The organism is Actinomadura hibisca NBRC 15177, from assembly GCF_001552635.1.
GTDB classification, from domain to species: domain Bacteria; phylum Actinomycetota; class Actinomycetes; order Streptosporangiales; family Streptosporangiaceae; genus Spirillospora; species Spirillospora hibisca.
The window spans coordinates 1-17084 of sequence record NZ_BCRO01000062.1 but is presented as its reverse complement, the minus strand read 5'-3'; the positions used below and the strand labels follow the sequence as shown (position 1 = coordinate 17084).

Genomic DNA, 17084 nt, shown 5'->3' with positions numbered 1-17084 from the left:
ACCTTCCGGGGTGCGGGCCTGCGATCAGGGGTCCATCAGCTCGGCCGAGCGGGCCGCGAAGACCTCCATGGCCTTGGCGGTGACCGGGCCGGGCGCGGCCGGCAGCACGGTCTGGTCGACGGTCGCGATGGGCTGCACGTCGCGGGTGGTGGAGGTCAGGAACGCCTCCTCGGCCCGGTACAGCTCGCCGAGCGGCACGTCGCGCTCCTCGGCGCCGAACCACTCCAGCACCAGCGCGCGGGTGACGCCTGCCAGGCAGCCCGACGCCAGCGTGGGCGTGACCAGGCGGCCGTCGAGCACCAGGAACACGTTGCTGCCGGTGCCCTCGCACAGGTTCCCGGCGAGGTTGCCGAAGATGGCCTCGCCGCCGCCGCGCTCCTTGGCGTAGGCCAGCGCGAGCGCGTTGTCGGCGTAGGAGGTGGTCTTCAGGCCGCTGAGCGCGCCGCGCTCGTTGCGCGGCCACGGCACGACGGTGACGTCGCCGGTGGGCGGGAACGGGGTCTGCTCGGCGACGGCGACCACGGCGGTGCCGCCCTGGCGGCCCCGGTCGGAGCCGAGCGGGCCGACGCCGCTGGTGTAGGTGATGCGGACGCGGGCCAGCGGCCACCTGGGCGCGGCGGCCAGCACCTCCAGCACGCCGTGCGCGATCGCGTCCTCGTCGGGGGCGGCGATCCCGAGCCCGGCCGCCGAGCGGGCGAGCCGCCGCAGGTGCCGGGTGAGCGCGAACGGTTCGCCGCCGGTCGCCTTCACCGTCTCGAAGACGCCGTCGCCCACGATCACGCCGTGGTCGAACACCGACACCGTCGCGTGCTCAGGGTCGAGCAGTTCGCCGTTGACCCACACCTTGCCCTGCGCCTTGTCCTGCGCCGCCGCCACCGGAAGCCACCTCCAAAAGCCGGGCCGCCTTCAGCCCGGTCTCGTGCCATTCGCGGAGCGGATCGGACCCCCAGGTGATGCCGGCGCCCGCGCCGAACAGCAGTCGGCGGTGCTCGGCCCAGAAGGTCCGGATGCCGACCGCCAGGGCGCCGCGCCGGGAGTCCGCGTCCACCCAGCCGATGGCCCCACAGTACGGGCCGCGCGGGACCGGTTCGAGTTCATCGAGCAAGGTCAGGGCGCTGGACTTGGGCGCACCGGTCACCGAACCGGGAGGAAACGTCGCCGCCAGCAGCTCCGGCCAGCCCTGCGCGGGCGCGAGCCGGGCGCGGACCGTCGAGACGAGGTGCACCAGGCCGGGGTGGGGTTCGACCGCGCACAGGTCCGGCACGACGACCGAGCCGGTGGCCGCGACGCGCCCCAGGTCGTTGCGGACCAGATCCACGATCATGACGTTCTCGGCGTGGTCCTTGGGCAGCAGGTCGGCGGCGGTGCGGCCGGTGCCCTTGATGGGGCGCGACTCCACCACGTCGCCGTCGCGCGACAGGTACAGCTCCGGGGACGCCGAGGCGATCTCGACGCCGGGCAGCCGCAGCGTCATCGCGTAGGGCGCGGGGTTGCCTCGGGCGAGGCGGGCGCCCAGGCCCGCGATGTCGGCGTGCCGCCCGAGCGGGGCGGACAGGATGCGGCACAGGTTGGCCTGGTAGACGACGCCGTCGGCGATGGCGGCGCGGATGCGCTCGACGCCGCGCACGTAGGCGGCCTCGTCCAGGGAGGTGTCCCACTCCCCCGGGGCGCTCCAGGGGCCGTCGGGGTGCGGGGCGGGCCGCACGTGCTCGAACCGCGCGCAGGTCACCTTGCCCTCGTAGGTGACCAGGACGGCCCACCAGCCGCGCGAGTCCAGCGCCGCGGGGTCGCTGGTGACGTCGGCGAGGCCGGTGGCCAGCATCCCGCCGACGTGCGCGAACGGCTCGTTCATGCCGTCCAGTGTGCCGCCTGCCCGGGGCCGGTCAGGCGGCCGGGGCGGGGATACAGCCGAACGCGTCGGCGAGGCCGCGCAGCCCCGCGTCGGTGAGGACCAGGCCGCGCCTGCCGCCGCCGCGCTCGAACCAGCCCAGCTCGATCATCCGGCCGGTCAGCGCCGCGCCCAGCGCGCCGCTGAGGTGAGGGGCGCGCTCGGTCCAGTCCAGGCAGGGCCCGGCGAACTTGCGCCGCCCTTTGCGCAGGTCAGCGATCGGAACACCCAGCTCACCCAGGACCTCTTCCCCCTTGCTGGTCACGGCGTACCGGTCGCCGTCCTCCTCGATCAGCCCCTGGTCCAGCAGGGCCGCGCACAGCGCGACCCCGACCGCGCCCGCGAGGTGGTCGTAGCAGGTGCGCGCGGCGCGCAGCCGCCGGGCCTCGCCCGACTGGCGCAGGCTGCGCACCGGGACGGGCGGGCTGACGCGCATCAGCGCCTCGACGACCTCGGCGATCTCGGGCCCGGCCAGCCGGTAGTAGCGGTGCCGCCCCTGCCGGACGACGGCGAGCAGGCCGCCGTCCAGGAGCTTGCCCAGGTGGGAGCTGGCGGTCTGCGCGCTGATCCCGGCGACCCGGGCCAGTTCCCCGGCGGCCAGCGGGCGGCCGTCCATCAGCGCGGTGAGCATCGCGGCGCGCGCCCGGTCGGCCAGCAGCGCGGCGACCGGCGCGAAATCCGCCCGGTAGGTGTCGGACATGCCCCGACCCTAGACGGCCGACGTTTCGACCGCCGTCGAAGCCTCCGCCCGGCAGACCAGCGCAAACACGCCGACTCGCCCCACGCGCCGAAACCCGGTTTGGCCACCCGGCGTTCTCGCGCTAGTGTTTTCCCTGTCGCCGCGAGGGACCGCCCGGAAGGGCCGGGACAGCGCGGAGGGCACGCGGAAGTGGCTCAGTGGTAGAGCATCACCTTGCCAAGGTGAGGGTCGCGGGTTCAAATCCCGTCTTCCGCTCTGAGGGGCCTTCAGGCTTTGCAGCAAAGGTCTCGCTCGGTGGAGTGGCCGAGAGGCGAGGCAACGGCCTGCAAAGCCGTGTACACGGGTTCAAATCCCGTCTCCACCTCAACGTGCGAACCCCCTGACGGGGCGACGTCACGGGCGATTAGCTCAGTGGGAGAGCGCTACCTTGACACGGTAGAGGTCACTGGTTCAATCCCAGTATCGCCCACCATCATAGGAAACCCCCAGGTCATCGACCTGGGGGTTTCGTCGTTTCTGACGCCCTTTGACCGGTTTCTCAAGCAGCACGCCAAGATAGGGGATCGCGTCGGCTGCGTTCTCTCGCAAGTTGGAGTTCCCTTCCACAGACCTGGGGTTTTGAGGTCAGCGGCGGATGGCGCGGAGGATGACGAATTTCGGGTTGGAGGCCATGGTGCGGCAGTTGCCGAAGATGCGGCGCAGTTTCACGTGGTAGCCCAGGTGGCGGTTGCCCACCACCCACAGTTCGCCGCCCTTGGTCAGGGCGTCGCGGGCTCCGGTGAACATGCGCCAGGCCGTCGCGTCGCCCATCGCCTGATGGGTGTGGAAGGGCGGGTTGTTCAGGATCAGGTCCACCGAGCGGGGCGGGACGTCCGTCAGGGCGTCGCCTGCTTGGAAGGTCGCCTTGTTGGGTGCGTTCGCGGCGAAGGTCGCTTTGGCCGAGGCGATCGCCTGGAACGACTCGTCGGTGAAGAGGATGTCGGCGTTGGGGTGCAGTAGGGCTGCTGCGGTGCCCACAACGCCGTTGCCGCAGCCCAGGTCGATGATGTGGCCGTAGTCGCCGGTCGGCAGGTTTTCCAGGAAGAAGCGGGTGCCGATGTCCAGGTGGTCGGCGGAGAAGACGCCTGCGTGGTTGGTCACGGGGCGGGCTGCCATGGGGCCCGCGTCGGGGGGCAGCGTGTAGGTCAGCGGCCATGGGCTTGGGGGGTGAGGGAGGGCCGGGTCCGGGGTGCTGAAGATCAGGCGGGCCTTCTTCGCCGCCAGGGAGGTCCGGGTCGGGCCGATGATCTCCTCGAACAGGCGCAGGGTGGAGGTGTGGATCTCCTTGGCCATGCCGGTGCCCAGCACTGTGCTGTTCTCGTGGAGGGACGGGGCCAGGCGGCGGAGTTGGTCTTCCAGGAGGGCCAGGCTTTTGGGGACGCGGACCAGGAGGGTGTCTATGCGGGTGGGGGGCTCGTCTTGGGTGGTCAGGAGGGTGGTTGCGGTTGTGCCTGCGGTTTTCAGGTTGCGGGTTGTTGCCTGTTGGGCCAGGTAGGAGTCGGTGATCTGAGTGGGGGTGTGGGCCGCCAGGGCCGTCGTCAGGGCTCCCCAGCGGTCGCCGACGATCACCGTGGTGCCGGAGATGTCGGTTTCGGCCAGGTGCCGTAGGGCGTACTCGTCGGCGGCGTCCCAGGCGCGGAGGCGGTCGCGCGGGTCCTGGGGGTAGCGGGTCAGGCGGAAGGTGCCCTGCGGCGTCACCAGATCGTCCATGGTCCGCTCAGGCTATCCGCAGGTGGGCGGTAGCGTTGTGGCCCTATGAGCGCCACTCTCGTCGTCAAGGACCTCGCCGCCGGGCATGGGGACCGTGCCCTGTTCTCCGGGCTCGATCTTGTTGTCGCGCCTGAGGACGTTGTCGGACTGGTCGGGCCCAATGGGGCTGGGAAGTCCACGTTGTTGAAGCTTCTGGCCGGGGTCGGGACGACTGAGGCCGGGAGTGTCCGGCTCAGTCCGCCTTCTGCTGTCGTCGGGTATCTGCCGCAGGAGCCTGAGCGGCGTTCTGGGGAGACCGTCGCCGGTTTTCTCGGGCGGCGTACTGGGGTTGCGCTCGCGCAGGAGCGATTGGACGCCGCTACTCAGGGGCTTGTGGACGGTGTTGAGGGTGCTGATGACGCCTATGCCGAGGCTCTGGAGCGGTGGCTCGCGCTGGGTGGGGCCGATCTTGAGGAGCGGGCCGGGGAGGTCGCCGACGAACTGGGGCTCGCGGTCGATCTCCAGCAGCCCATGACGTCGTTGTCGGGCGGGCAGGCCGCGCGGGCCGGGCTCGCGTCGCTGCTGCTGAGCCGGTACGACGTCTTCCTGCTGGACGAGCCCACCAACGACCTGGACCTCGACGGGCTGGAGCGGCTGGAGCGGTTCGTCGCCGGGTTGCGGGCCGGGGTTGTTGTGGTCAGCCACGACCGGGAGTTCCTGACACGGACCGTGACGCGAGTGCTGGAGCTTGATCTCGCTCAGGGGCAGATCAATCATTACGGCGGCGGCTACGCGGCTTATCTGGCTGAGCGCGAGGTCGCCCGGCGGCACGCGCGCGCCGACTACGAGGAGTACGCCGACAAGCTGTCCACCTTGCAGGACCGGGGCCGGATGCAGCGGTCGTGGATGGACAAGGGCGTCAAGAACGCCCGCCGGAAGGCCGGGGACAACGACAAGATCGGCCGCAAGTTCCGGTCGGAGGCCAGCGAGAAGCAGGCCGCCAAGGCGCGGCAGACCGAGAAGGCCATCGAGCGGCTGGAGGTGGTGGCCGAGCCGCGCAAGGAGTGGGAGTTGCGGATGGAGATCGCCGCCGCGCCCCGCTCGGGCGCGGTGGTGGCGACGCTGCGGGACGCGGTGGTGCGGCGCGGGTCGTTCACGCTGGGGCCGGTGGACCTGGAGATCGGGTGGGCCGAGCGGGTCGCCATCACCGGCGCTAACGGGGCTGGTAAGACCACGCTGTTGGGGGCGTTGCTGGGGCGGGTTCCCTTGGACGGAGGGGACGGGGCGCTTGGGGCTGGTGTGGTCGTGGGTGAGGTCGATCAGGCTCGGGGGCTCTTTCTCGGGGATGAGCCGCTGCTGGACGCTTTCAGTGCGGCGGCCGACCTGCTTCCGGCGGATGCCCGGACCCTGCTGGCCAAGTTCGGGCTGCGCGCCGATCACGTGCTGCGGCCCGCCGCGACGTTGTCGCCCGGTGAGCGCACGCGGGCCGCGCTGGCGTTGTTGCAGGCCCGGGGCGTCAACCTGCTGGTGCTCGACGAGCCCACCAACCATCTGGACCTGCCCGCCATCGAGCAGCTGGAGTCGGCGCTCGACTCCTACACCGGCACGCTGCTCCTGGTCACCCACGACCGGCGCATGCTGGAGGCGGTCCACACCACCCGGCGGCTGCGCGTCGCCGCCGGGCGGGTCGTGGACTCGGCGCTCAGCTGACCAGCCGGGCGGCGACGCGGTCGGCCGCGCCCGTCCAGCCGTCGCGGCCCCACCAGGAGGCCGGGTCGGGCGGCGGGACGGCCGCGCACAGCCGCAGGCGGGTCGGGGCGTCGAGTGCGGCCAGGCGGCGGCGCGCGGTGTTGACGCCGTCGGTCTTGAGTTTCAGGGCTTTGCGCTGGTCGGCGGGCAGGCCGCCGTCTGCGGTGAGGCTCGGCAGGCCGCCGAGCAGCAGCGTGGCGGTGGGTTCGGGCGCGTCGCCCAGGTCGAGGCGGGCGGCCTCCTCCTGGGCGTTCTTGTTCCAGCGCAGCGGGCCGTTTGCGGCGAGGGCGCGGGTGAAGGCCGTGAGGCGTTCGGGGGTGCCCCAGCCCGGGTCGGTGTCAGTGCGGTGCGCGTACCAGGTCTCGCCCTCCCATTCGTAGAGCGGGACGGCATCGTCGCCGGGCTCGGTTCCGCAGCGCCAGCCGTCGGTGAGCAGCGGGATCTCCGCCCACTGCTCCAGGAATTCCGTCAGGGTTGCCCGCTCGGCGTCGGGGGTGGCGGGGGACGCGGCGCGGACGGCCAGCGCGCCCAGGTTGTCGGCCAGTAGTGCCCAGTGCACGGCGGGGGTGGCGGAGGGCTCGGCGTCCTCGTTGCGGAGCCGGGCCGCCGCCGCTCGCATGGATCGCAGGGTGGAGATCCGGTCGTCGGGAAGGGTCCTTGATACGACGCCGAAGCATTCCAGTGCTTGGCGTAGTGCCGCGTCGGAGGGGCTGCCCACGCTGTCGGCCAATTCTGGGTGTGCTTCGGCGACCAAGGGGGCGAGGGCCGGGAAATCCAGGAGGCGGTGTGCGTCCTCGAAGTTCTTGATGGAGTGCAGGAGCGCTTCGCGGCAGCGCGGGTCGGACGCCACGTGCGTCAGGGGGCGGCGCACGTCGGGCTTGCTCCGGAGCCAGGTCGCGAGGTTCACTTCCCGCACCGGATGCGACAGCGGGATGCCGTGTTCGCAGGCGACGTCCAGCGCGTTCAGCGCGCTGGGGCCGCGCAGGTCGATGCCGCGCCCGTCCTCGACGAGGGTGGGCGCGAGGAAGGCCAGCAGGTCGAGGCAGGCCGCGTGCACCTCGACCGACCGCAGGTTCTCGCTGTAATGGCGGTCCAGCCATTCGGAGGGTGTGGAGCCGGGCCACAACACCCCGTCCCGCAGCCGCGCGACGACCTGCGCGTCCTTCAGCAGCGAGGCGAGCACGCCCGTGCGGGCCAGCACCATGAGCTGGTACGGGTCGCCGAACAGGATGCGCAGGCTCACGTCGTCGGTCTGCGCCAGCCGCACGAACGCCTTGCGCCGCGCCTTGAGCGTGGCGTCGGCGATCAGGAACACCTCGCCGTGGTGCCGGGCGTGGAAGCCCAGGTCCAGCGCGTCCTGCCCGACGCCGGCCCGGCCCGCCGCCTCGGCGAACGCGCGCAGCTCCTTGAACGGCACCGCGCCCCACATCCGGCGCAGCGCCACCTCCCGGAACGCGTCGTGCGCCGCCTCGGGGCCGTCGCGCCGGGCCAGCGCCGTGCAGCACTCGACGAGGTCGGCGTGCTCGTCGCGGGCCAGCGCGTACCAGAGGTCGAGGTCGGCGAGCAGCCCGGTGGGACGGCAGGCTTCCCGCGACGCGATGCGGCTCTGCTTGGCGCCCTCGCAGTGGTCGTCCCAGTAGTAGTGGGTGGGGAAGAAGACGCGCTTGGACGCCTCCCACCAGAACGCGGGGGCGTGCCCGGCGGGCAGGCTCGTCTCGGCGTAGCGCTGGAGCCGCCGCAGCGCGCCCTTGGGGTCGGTGAGGGCGGTGCGGCGCGCCTCGTTCAGCGCCCGGTGGCCGTCGAGCGCCACCTTGGAGGCGGGGTCGTGCACCAGCGCCCAGGCGGGGTAGCCGAGCAGCGCGTAACGCGTGGCGGCGGCGACAGGAGGGCCTGTCTCGGGCGGGGCGCAGCCGACGTCGGCGGCGTCCAGGTCCATGCCCGCCGCGTCGGTGTCGGCCAGCAGCGCGATGACCTGCCGCTCCCCCAGCTCCGGGTGCCGGTAGACGCGGACGCGCACCGCCTGCTCGGCCGGGTGGCCGGGGGCGTCGATCCGGTCGGCGGTCTCGGGGCCGACGGAGGCCAGGCCCACGTCGAGCCGCCGGTACCGCTCCCAGTCGAACTCCGACCGCCGCTTGTACTGGTGGTTGGTCCGGGCGGGATAGGTGCTGGCGAACTGGGCGAGGGAGTCCTGGTAGCCCAGCTCGGCGGCGAACTTCTGGATCTCCTCGGGGAGGTCCCGGGCGCGCGGCCACACCAGGTGGGCGGTCGCGACGTGCGCGACGCCGTCGGGGGTGTGCACGTGCGCGCCGTCGGCGACGATCTCCTTCAGCGGCGCGCCCGGCAGGCCCGGCGCGGTGACGATCGTGCCGCGCAGCACCGCCTGCCACGCCGGGTCGGGCCACAACACGTGCAGCAGCGACACCGGCACGGGCCAGCGGTCGTGCATCCAGCGCTGGGCCTGCCGGCGGCAGGTGGTCTCGTGGTCGGTGAGCCAGTCGGCGACGGGGCGGGAGGGGGCCATGGGGTCATCCTGGCAAAGGCCACCGACAGAAGGGCCCCGGGGTGCGCCGCCCCGGGGCCCTCGCCGGGTCAGCGCGCGGGCAGGATCCGGCCGGTGACCTCGCCGAAGCCGATGCGGGAACCGCCCGCGCCCGGCGCGGTGGCGGTGATCGTCACCTCGTCGCCGTCCTCAAGGAAGCTGCGGGAAGAGCCGTCGGGCAGCGTGAACGGCTCCTTGCCGCCCCAGCCCAGCTCCATCAGCGAGCCGCGCTGCTCGGGCTCGGGGCCGCTGACGGTGCCGGACGCGTACAGGTCGCCGGTGCGCAGCGACGCGCCGTTGACGGTCATGTGCGCCAGCATCTGCGCCGGGGTCCAGTACATGGCCGAGAACGGCGGGCGCGCGACGACGTGGCCGTTCAGCCGCACCTCCAGCGCCAGGTCCAGGCCCCACTTGTCGGTGTCGGCCAGGTAGGGCAGCAGGGTGTGGTCGCGCGGCGGCGGGGCGACGCGGGCGGTCTCCAGCGCCTCCAGCGGCACGATCCACGGGGAGACCGAGGTGGCGAAGGACTTGCCGAGGAACGGGCCGAGCGGCACGTACTCCCACGCCTGGAGGTCGCGCGAGGACCAGTCGTTGACCAGGCAGACGCCGAAGACGTGGTCGGCGAAGTCGTCCAGGGAGACGGGGTCGCCGAGGCGGGAGCCGGTGCCGACGACGAACCCGACCTCGGCCTCGATGTCCAGGCGGCGCGACGGCCCGAACGTCGGCGACGGCTGGTCGGGGGCCTTGCGCTGGCCCTGCGGCCGCACGATCGGGGTGCCGGACGGCACGACGGTGCCCGAGCGGCCGTGGTAGCCGATCGGCAGGTGCTTCCAGTTGGGGGTGAGCGGGTCGGAGCCGGGCCGGAACATGCGGCCGATGTTGGCCGCGTGGTGCTCGCTGGCGTAGAAGTCGACGTAGTCGCCGACCTCGAACGGCAGGCGGGTCGCCACGTCGGCGAGCGGCACCAGGTGCGGTTCGACGGCGGCGCGGTGGGCCGGGTCGGTCAGCAGGTCGGTGAGCCGGGCGCGCACGGCGCTCCAGCGGGCGCGGCCCTGCGCCATGAAGCCGTTGAGGGTGGGCGCGGCGAACACCTCGTCGTCCAGCGCGGCGGCCAGGTCCAGCACGTGGTCGCCGACGCGGACGCCGCAGCGGGGGGCGTCGTCGCCGCGCGCGTACACCCCGTAGGGCAGGTTCGCGACGCCGAACAGGGTGTCGGCGGGGAGGTCGAGCCAGGTCATGGGATTCGGTTTCCTTCGATCAGGCCGAGGGCCAGCAGGTCGTTGACCGGGTCGGCGATGCTGCACGTGCCGATCCCCTGGAAGACGCGGCGCACGGCGGTGAGCCGGGCGGCGTCCAGGGTGAAGGCCGGGGAGCGGTCGGCCAGCAGCGCGGCGAGGTCGGCGGGGCCCGCTCCGTCGAGCGCGGCGTCGGTGGCCAGCAGCACGTTGAGGAAGCCGTGCTGCTCCAGGTCGCCGTCGGTGTGGCGGACGGCGTGGTGCAGCCCGGCGGTGCACTTGAAGTACAGGCCGCGCGTGACGGCCCCGTGGATGAGGTGGGCCAGTTCCGCTTCGGAGGGGTGCGCCTCGGGGGTGAGGCCGCCGGTGCGGAACTTCGCGCCGTAGCGGGTGCCCGCCAGGACGTCAAGGACGGCGTCGCGGCGGTCGTCGCGCGGCACCTCCACGTAGCCGGTCACCTCGCCGGGGTGCAGGGCCTCGTCCACGACCGACAGCAGGTCCTCGGGGGTGACGCCCTCGGGGACGGCGATCTCCGTCGCCTCGATGTCGTAGCCCGGCGCGGGCACGACGCGGGTCACCACCTGCTCCAGCATGTCCGGCCCCTGCGGGAAGGTCACCGACAGGGTGACGCTCCCGCCGTCGGGCAGCTCGGGCAGGTCGTCCAGGCGCGCGGCCGGGACCACCAGGAACGAGACCATCTTCCGGTACCAGGCGCGCTGGTGCTCCAGGTGGGCGGGGACGGCCTTCTCCAGCGGCAGGTCGCCGGGCGGGAACATGGCGGCGTCGTGCAGGAAGCCCCGGAAGTCCTCCGGCGTCAGGGCGGCGCTCACGCCGGGCCCCGTCCCGCCCAGGTCCACGCGTAGCCGGAGTCCTCGGAGGCGTGGCCGCCCTCGCCGATCTCCAGGGGGCGGAAGGTGTCGACCATGACGGCCAGCTCGTCGAAGAACTCGGCGCCGATGCTGCGCTCGTACGCGCCGGGCTGCGGGCCGTGGGCGTGGCCGCCGGGGTGCAGCGAGATCGAGCCTTGGCCGATGCCCGAGCCCTTGCGGGCCTCGTAGTCGCCGCCGCAGTAGAACATGACCTCGTCGGAGTCCACGTTGGAGTGGTAGTAGGGCACCGGGATCGACAGCGGGTGGTAGTCCACCTTGCGCGGCACGAAGTTGCAGACGACGAAGTTGCGGCCCTCGAACACCTGGTGCGCGGGCGGCGGCTGGTGCACGCGGCCGGTGATGGGCTCGTAGTCGGAGATGTTGAAGGTGTAGGGGTACAGGCAGCCGTCCCAGCCGACCACGTCGAACGGGTGGTGCGGGTACACGTACCGGGTGCCGACGACGCCGGTGCGGTCGCGGTGCTTGACCAGCACCTCCACGTCGGTGCCCTCGGCGAGGAACGGCTCGGCCGGGCTGTGCAGGTCGCGCTCGCAGTAGGGGGCGTGCTCCAGGAGCTGGCCGTACTTCGACAGGTACCGCTTGGCGGGCGTGATGTGCGACTCGGCCTCGATGAAGTAGGCGCGCAGCGGCTGGTCGCCCTGCGGCACCCAGCGGTGGGTGGTGGCGCGCGGCAGGATGACGTAGTCGCCCTGGCGGACCGGCAGCGTCCCGAAGACGGTCTCGACGGTGCCCTCGCCGGACTCGATGTAGACGCACTCGTCGCCGATGCCGTTGCGGTACAGCGGCGAGGTCTCCCCGGCGGCGACGTAGGAGATGCGCACGTCGCCGTTGCCGAGGACCAGGCGGCGGCCGGTGACGGCGTCCAGGCCCTTCCAGTCCTGCTCGGCGAACAGGTCGTGCAGCTTCAGGTGGCGGGGCTTGAGCGGGTGGTTGGGCGTGGTGGCCTGGTCGGGCAGCTCCCAGGCGGTGGCGTCCACGATCGCCGAGGGGATGTGGCGGTGGTAGAGCAGGGAGGAGTCGCTGAAGAAGCCCTCCTCCCCCATCAGCTCCTCGTAGTAGAGGCCGCCGTCGGGGGTGCGGTGCTGGGTGTGGCGCTTGGGCGGGACGTCACCGACGCGCTGGTAGTACGCCATCGTCGTCTGCCTTCCTGGTCGGGCCGGTCGTTTCGGGATCACCGAGGGCACGGGCCGGGGCCCCTGCCGGATCGGGCCGGTCCGGGTCCGCGGGGACCGCGGCGATGTGGGCGCCGGGGCGGACCGTCCCGATCTCTTCGGATCGTACGGCGAGACCCCCGTCCCGCGCTGCGGCGGGATCGCTGGGCGGGACGGGCCGGGCTCCCGAGCGGACGGCCCCGACCCCGGCCGCCACCACGCACGCGACGCCCGCCGTGGCCGCCAGGCCCGGCGTCTGCCCCAGCACGGCGATGCCCACCAGCAGGGCGATGGCCGGTTCCAGGCTCATCAGGGTGCCGAAGGCCGTGGCCGTCAGGCGGCGCAGGGCCAGGAACTCCAGGCTGAACGGCACGATCGGGTGCAGGAAGGCCAGGCCCAGACCGGCCAGCAGCAGCGGCCAGGTCACCCCGCCCAGCGACGAGGGCGCGGCGAACAGCGTGGTGACCAGGGCCGCCACCGCCATCGACACCGCCAGCCCCTGCAGGCCGGTGACGCGGTCGCCGACCCGCTGGGTCAGCAGGATGTAGGCGGCCCAGCAGACCGCCGCCACCAGGGCGAACGCGATGCCCAGCGGGTCGTTGGCGGCGTGCCAGGGCTCGGTGAGCAGCAGGACGCCCACCGCCGCCAGGACCGCCCAGATCCTGCGTCCGCCCCTGGCCCCGAACATCGACAGGGCCAGCGGGCCCATGAACTCCAGCGCGCTGGCGGTGCCGAGCGGGATGCGGGCCGCCGCCGCCATGAACAGCACCATCATCCCGGCGGTGGCCGTGCCCAGCAGCGCGCACATCGCCAGGTCCGCCGGGCGGAACCGCGACAGCCGGGGCCTGACCAGCACCAACAGCAGCAGCCCGGCCCAGACCAGGCGCAGCCAGGTGGTGCCCAGCGGGCCGAGCCGGTCGAGCAGGTGCACCGACAGGCCCAGGCCGAGCTGGACGCACCACATGGACGCGACGGCCATCGTCGCCCCGCCGCCGGCTCCGTCGCGGAACCGGGCGGGGACCGGGAGGTTCGAGAAGTTCACCGTCGTAGTAAAGGGTTCGCCGATCGTTGCTGTCCACGTGCCGATCATTGATGATCCGTTCAGGAATCATGAACAATGGGGCCATGGAGACCAGGAGGCTGGAGTTGCTGGCCGAGCTGGCCCGGCTGGGGTCGATGCGCGCTGTGGCCGACGTCACGGGCACGACGACCTCGACGGTGTCGCAGCAGATCGCCGCGCTGTCCCGGGAGATGGGCGTCGCGCTCGTGGAGCCCGTCGGCCGGAACGTGCGGCTCACCCCGGCCGGGCGGCGGCTGGCCGAGCACGCGGTGACGATCCTCGCCGCCGTCCGGGCGGCGCGCCTGGACCTGAGCCCGCAGGCCGAGCCCAACGGCACGGTCCGGGTCGCGGGCTTCGCCACCGCCGTCCGGGGCCACCTGCTGCCGGTCGTCACCGAGCTGGCGGCCGAGCGGGCGCGGGTGCGGGTCCTGATCCGCGAGCACGAGCCCGACGAGGCCCTGGCGCTGCTGGCCGAGGACCAGGTGGACCTGGCGCTGGTCTACGACTTCACCCTGGCCCCGGTCGCCTTCGACCCGGCCCTGGAGGTCGTGCCGATGTGGACGACGCGCTGGGGCCTCGGCGTTCCCGCGGACTCCGCTTCCGCCGAGGGGAGCACCCCGGAGATCTTCGGACGCTTCGCCGACCGCGACTGGATCGTCAACTCGCGCAACACCGCCGACGAGACGGTCATCCGCACCGTCGCCTCGCTGGCCGGGTTCACGCCCCGGCTGTCCCACCAGGCCGACAGCCTCGACCTGGTGCAGGACATGATCGTGGCGGGGCTGGGCGTGGGCCTGCTGCCGGCCGGCCAGCCGGTCCGGCCGGGGGTCGTCCTGCTGCCGCTGGAGTCGCCGCCGGTCGAGCTGCGGTCGTACGCCGTCGCCCGGCCGGGGCACCTCGACTGGCCGCCGCTGGCGCTGGTGACCGGCCTGCTCACCGCCCGCGCCTCAGCCGCGCCGCACTAGCGCCGCCCACGCCGGGGACGGCGCTTTCGAGCAGAGGGCGGCGCGGGCCGACCTGATTCAGCGACCGGGGAAGCCGAGCCCCGCGCGGACCGCGCCCAGGAGGGCGTCCCATTCGGGACCGGAGAGGCTGAGGACTTCTCCGGCGTCGCCGAGCTTGGAGTCGCGGACGAGAAAAGCGGCGGAGGTGGTGGCCGCGACCTCGACACAATCGCCGTCACCACTGAATGACGACTTGCGCCAGCGAATGCCGCGGATCGTGCCCATCGAACCTCCACAGTCGGCGTGCGGAGTGACCGAGCCGGCCTCCGCGACGCGCACTTTTCAACTCCGGAACCGTATAACACCGGTCACAGCAGCCGCAGGAGGCACTCCGAAAAGCTCAGTGGAAATTACAGACTACAAGCCGGATGCGGAGCCCGTCTTGACTTCGCCGATCCGCCCTCCGGTATCTTTTCCTCGCACAAAGGACGAGAGGTCGAAAAATCTCAGTCCATCGTGTCGATGACCTGTTCGATAAAGGAGATCGACTCGTCGGCGGGCAGGGCGAGCTGGCGCAGGTTCTCGAAGGCCGCCCGGTAATCGGTGACCTGGGTGTCGCGCTCGGCCACCGTCAGGTCGGTCGAGCCGATCTGCTCCCGGTGCAGCACGTCGTAGAGCCGCGGATCGGCGAACTCCAGCAGGATGAACTCGCCCATCAGCCCGAAGTGCGCGCCCTGGGTGAAGGGGATGACCTCGATCGTCACCTCGGGCCGGTCGGCCATCTCGATCAGGTGCCGCAACTGCCGGGGCATGACGCCGCGGTCGGTCTGGCCGCCGACCTGGCGGCGCAGCACGGCCTCGTCGAGCAGCACCATCAGCCGGGGCGGGTCGGACCGGGTGAACAGCTCCTCCTGGCGGCGCATCCGGATCTCCACCACCACCTCGCGGTCGGCCGGGAAGGGCACGACCTCGACGGTGACGGCGTTCGCGTACTCCTCGGTCTGGAGCAGGCCGGGCACCAGCAGCGCCTGGAAGACGCGGATCACCGAGGCCCCGGACTCGTAGCCGATGTACTGGAAGTAGCCCGGCTTGGTCTCCCGCCGGTACAACGACCACCAGCCGCGCCGGCGCGCGTCGCGGGCCACCTGGGTGAGCGTGGCGATCCGCGGGTCGCCGTCCTGGATCCCGTACTGCCGCAGCAGCGCGTGCAGGTCGGTGGTGGAGACGCCGACGGTGCCGCCCTCGATGCGGATCAGCTTGGAGGTGGACCAGTCGAGGGCGGCGGCGACCTGTTCCTGCGTCAGGCCCTTCTCGGTGCGCAGCCGTTGCAGTTCGCTGGTCAGGATCGCGCGCTGGACCACCGGACCGTACTCGGAAGGCCCCACCATGCCGTCCCCTTTACTCGACGAGCAAAGATCACTTCTGACTCTCGCCGCGGGGCGCAACTCCGCTGTTGGCCGCCCTTCATGCGCACAGGGTAAATCAGCGAGGTGGCACATTGCCAGAGGCGGACCCAGCGACTTGGCAGAGTGCCAGGAGGCAACCCGCAGACGCCTTTCCGGAACCTGGCCACCGGTCCGGTGGACGGCACATGCGCCCAGCGAGGCACCGGTGGCACCATCGGCCACTCCGTACGGCGTCCGCTCGCACTCGGCCAGGTGCCCGGTGGCCAGAAGGCAGCACGTCCACTGCCCGAATGCCAGTTACCTCGTTGTTCCAGGATGAACGGAACCCTGTCAGGTTGCCGGACGGCAGAACTGCGCTCGGCAAATGGCTTCGCGCCCAATGGCCGAAAACAGAGGGCCCGGGAAATCCATCGGATAATCGGAACAGCGGGCGCCAATGCCCACAGTTCCGAAGAGGAAGGCCCTCAAGTGCCATGACAATGCAACCCGCCGACCACCCCCCGCCGGCGGCGTGGCCGGTCCCGCCCTCCCCCGCCGTCCCCGCACCGGCGCGGGAGGCCGTCCGGACCCACACCTCGATGATGGCGGTGGACATCGTCTCGTTCGGCTCCCGGCAGCGGGACGAGCGCGTCCAGCGCGAGCTCCGGCACCGGCTGTACCGGCTGCTGGAGAGCACGTTCGCGATGACGTGCCTGCCCTGGGACGCCGCCCACCGCGAGGACCGGGGCGACGGCGCCCTGATCATCCTGCCGCGGCAGGTGCCGACGTACCTGCTGCTGGACCCGCTGGCGCACCACCTGCACGCGCTGCTGCGGCGCGACAACCTGTGGTACGTCGACCCGCTGCGGATGCGGCTGCGCGTCGCGGTGCACACCGGATACGTGCACCGCGACGCCTACGGCGTGCTGGGCCGGTCGGTGAACCACCTGTTCCGGCTGCTGGACTCGGCGGCGCTGCGCGCCATGCTGGACGCCACCGGCGGCGACCTCGGCATGATCGCGTCCGACGAGCTGTTCGGGGACGTGACCGACTACAGCGGCCTGACCGACACCGGGCGCTACCGCGCGGTGGACGTCGCCTGCAAGGAGACCAGGACACGGGGATGGATCTGGCTGGCTCCCGGGGAAGCCGCGCCCGGCCTGCACGTGGCCTCATGAGGGCGGGCCCGCATCACCTGCTTTTGGTGGAGTGCGGGCCGCCATGAACTACGGGGTGAGCAGCGCGTTGAGGCGCTTGGTGGCCGGTTTTGGGTGGGTTTAGGGGGTAGGCGGGTCCGGTGCGGGGGTGGGGTTGGTGGTTGGGTGTGGAGTGCGGGGCGCGGGGTTGGGTGCGGAAAAACCGCACGTGCTAGGGCCGGTGGGCATCTGTAGCAAACCCGCGCGGGCTGGGGTTGGTGGTCGGATGGCGGGCGCGGGGTTGAGGTAGGTGCTCGGGTACGGGAAACCTGCACGAGCTGGGGTTGCTGGACACCTGGAGCAGCCCCGCGCGGGGTAGGGGTTGTTGGTTGGGTGCGGGGCGCGGGGTTGAGGTGGGTGGTCGGGTGCGGGAAACCCGCATGGGCTGGGGTTGCTGGGCGCCTGGAGCAACCCCGCGCGGGGCAGGGGTTGGTGGTTGGGTGCGGGGCGCGGGGTTGAGGTGGGTGGTCGGGTGCGGGAAACCCGCACGGGCTGGGGTCGCTGGATATCTGGAGCAACCCCGCGCGGGCCGAGGTTGGTGGTCGAGTGCGGGAAACCCGCGCGGGGCTGGGGTTGGGTGGGCCTGTGTAGACCCCCACTGACTGAGTCGGTGCAGCGT

The 17084-nt window shown here is 72.3% G+C and carries 14 protein-coding genes and 3 tRNA genes; 6 read left to right on the top strand and 11 right to left on the bottom strand.

The window, feature by feature from the left end; genetic code table 11:
- Positions 1 to 24: 24 nt before the first annotated feature.
- Genes AH6_RS27070 through AH6_RS27060 form a run of 3 tightly spaced genes read right to left on the bottom strand, consistent with a single transcriptional unit; the run spans position 25 to position 2588 of the window.
- Positions 25 to 876: an aminotransferase class IV gene (locus tag AH6_RS27070; protein WP_245679488.1), complete on the bottom strand. Its 852-nt coding sequence runs from the start codon at positions 874 to 876 to the stop codon at positions 25 to 27.
- On the bottom strand, positions 812 to 1852 hold the full coding sequence (locus AH6_RS27065) for a chorismate-binding protein (RefSeq protein WP_067485366.1): 1041 nt from the start codon (positions 1850 to 1852) through the stop codon (positions 812 to 814). Before AH6_RS27065 ends, AH6_RS27070 begins: the two co-directional genes overlap by 65 nt.
- A 31-nt stretch (positions 1853 to 1883) precedes the next feature.
- Complete coding sequence (locus AH6_RS27060) at positions 1884 to 2588, bottom strand: ArsR/SmtB family transcription factor (protein WP_067485363.1); 705 nt, start codon at positions 2586 to 2588, stop codon at positions 1884 to 1886.
- 183 nt (positions 2589 to 2771) lie between these two features.
- Here AH6_RS27060 and AH6_RS27055 point away from each other — a divergent pair.
- From AH6_RS27055 to AH6_RS27045, 3 genes are all read left to right on the top strand, one after another.
- Positions 2772 to 2843 (top strand) — tRNA-Gly (locus AH6_RS27055).
- Positions 2844 to 2881: 38 nt separating this feature from the next.
- A tRNA-Cys gene (locus AH6_RS27050) sits at positions 2882 to 2952 on the top strand.
- 33 nt (positions 2953 to 2985) lie between these two features.
- Positions 2986 to 3060, top strand: a tRNA-Val gene (locus tag AH6_RS27045).
- A 152-nt stretch (positions 3061 to 3212) separates the two neighbouring features.
- Here AH6_RS27045 and AH6_RS27040 read toward each other — a convergent pair.
- Entirely contained in the window at positions 3213 to 4337 is a 1125-nt protein-coding gene (locus tag AH6_RS27040) for a methyltransferase (protein WP_157431744.1), read from the bottom strand.
- Positions 4338 to 4382: 45 nt separating this feature from the next.
- Here AH6_RS27040 and AH6_RS27035 point away from each other — a divergent pair, with 45 nt between their 5' ends.
- On the top strand, positions 4383 to 6026 hold the full coding sequence (locus AH6_RS27035) for an ABC-F family ATP-binding cassette domain-containing protein (protein ID WP_067485360.1): 1644 nt from the start codon (positions 4383 to 4385) through the stop codon (positions 6024 to 6026).
- Here the strand turns inward: AH6_RS27035 and AH6_RS27030 are convergent.
- From AH6_RS27030 to AH6_RS27010, 5 genes are all read right to left on the bottom strand, one after another.
- Positions 6019 to 8586, bottom strand: coding sequence for a serine/threonine-protein kinase (locus AH6_RS27030; RefSeq protein WP_067485357.1), 2568 nt, complete (start codon positions 8584 to 8586; stop codon positions 6019 to 6021). The two genes, AH6_RS27035 and AH6_RS27030, sit on opposite strands and share 8 nt — an antisense overlap.
- A gap of 68 nt (positions 8587 to 8654) precedes the next feature.
- Positions 8655 to 9842: a fumarylacetoacetase gene (gene fahA, locus AH6_RS27025; RefSeq protein WP_067485353.1), complete on the bottom strand. Its 1188-nt coding sequence runs from the start codon at positions 9840 to 9842 to the stop codon at positions 8655 to 8657.
- A complete protein-coding gene (locus AH6_RS27020; RefSeq protein ID WP_245679487.1) occupies positions 9839 to 10669 on the bottom strand; it encodes a hypothetical protein in 831 nt (276 codons plus the stop codon). The genes fahA and AH6_RS27020 overlap by 4 nt, the downstream gene beginning before the upstream one ends.
- The gene (locus AH6_RS27015) at positions 10666 to 11862 is read right to left on the bottom strand and encodes a homogentisate 1,2-dioxygenase (RefSeq protein WP_067485350.1); all 1197 of its coding nucleotides are present in this window, start codon (positions 11860 to 11862) and stop codon (positions 10666 to 10668) included. Before AH6_RS27015 ends, AH6_RS27020 begins: the two co-directional genes overlap by 4 nt.
- The gene (locus AH6_RS27010) at positions 11837 to 12922 is read right to left on the bottom strand and encodes an EamA family transporter (protein WP_067485347.1); all 1086 of its coding nucleotides are present in this window, start codon (positions 12920 to 12922) and stop codon (positions 11837 to 11839) included. Before AH6_RS27010 ends, AH6_RS27015 begins: the two co-directional genes overlap by 26 nt.
- Before the next feature lie 83 nt (positions 12923 to 13005).
- Here AH6_RS27010 and AH6_RS27005 point away from each other — a divergent pair, with 83 nt between their 5' ends.
- The gene (locus AH6_RS27005) at positions 13006 to 13905 is read left to right on the top strand and encodes a LysR substrate-binding domain-containing protein (RefSeq protein ID WP_067485344.1); all 900 of its coding nucleotides are present in this window, start codon (positions 13006 to 13008) and stop codon (positions 13903 to 13905) included.
- A gap of 57 nt (positions 13906 to 13962) precedes the next feature.
- Here AH6_RS27005 and AH6_RS27000 read toward each other — a convergent pair whose 3' ends face one another.
- Together AH6_RS27000 and AH6_RS26995 are read right to left on the bottom strand one after the other, a co-directional pair.
- Positions 13963 to 14169, bottom strand: a complete 207-nt coding sequence (locus tag AH6_RS27000) for a DUF397 domain-containing protein (RefSeq protein ID WP_067485341.1) — start codon at positions 14167 to 14169, stop codon at positions 13963 to 13965.
- A gap of 221 nt (positions 14170 to 14390) precedes the next feature.
- Positions 14391 to 15272 (bottom strand): helix-turn-helix domain-containing protein, encoded by an 882-nt coding sequence (locus AH6_RS26995; RefSeq protein WP_067485338.1) that lies wholly within the window; start codon positions 15270 to 15272, stop codon positions 14391 to 14393.
- Between the two features lie 491 nt (positions 15273 to 15763).
- Between AH6_RS26995 and AH6_RS26990 the strand changes: the two genes are divergently transcribed.
- On the top strand, positions 15764 to 16447 hold the full coding sequence (locus AH6_RS26990) for a hypothetical protein (protein ID WP_157431743.1): 684 nt from the start codon (positions 15764 to 15766) through the stop codon (positions 16445 to 16447).
- The last annotated feature ends 637 nt before the right edge of the window (positions 16448 to 17084 follow it).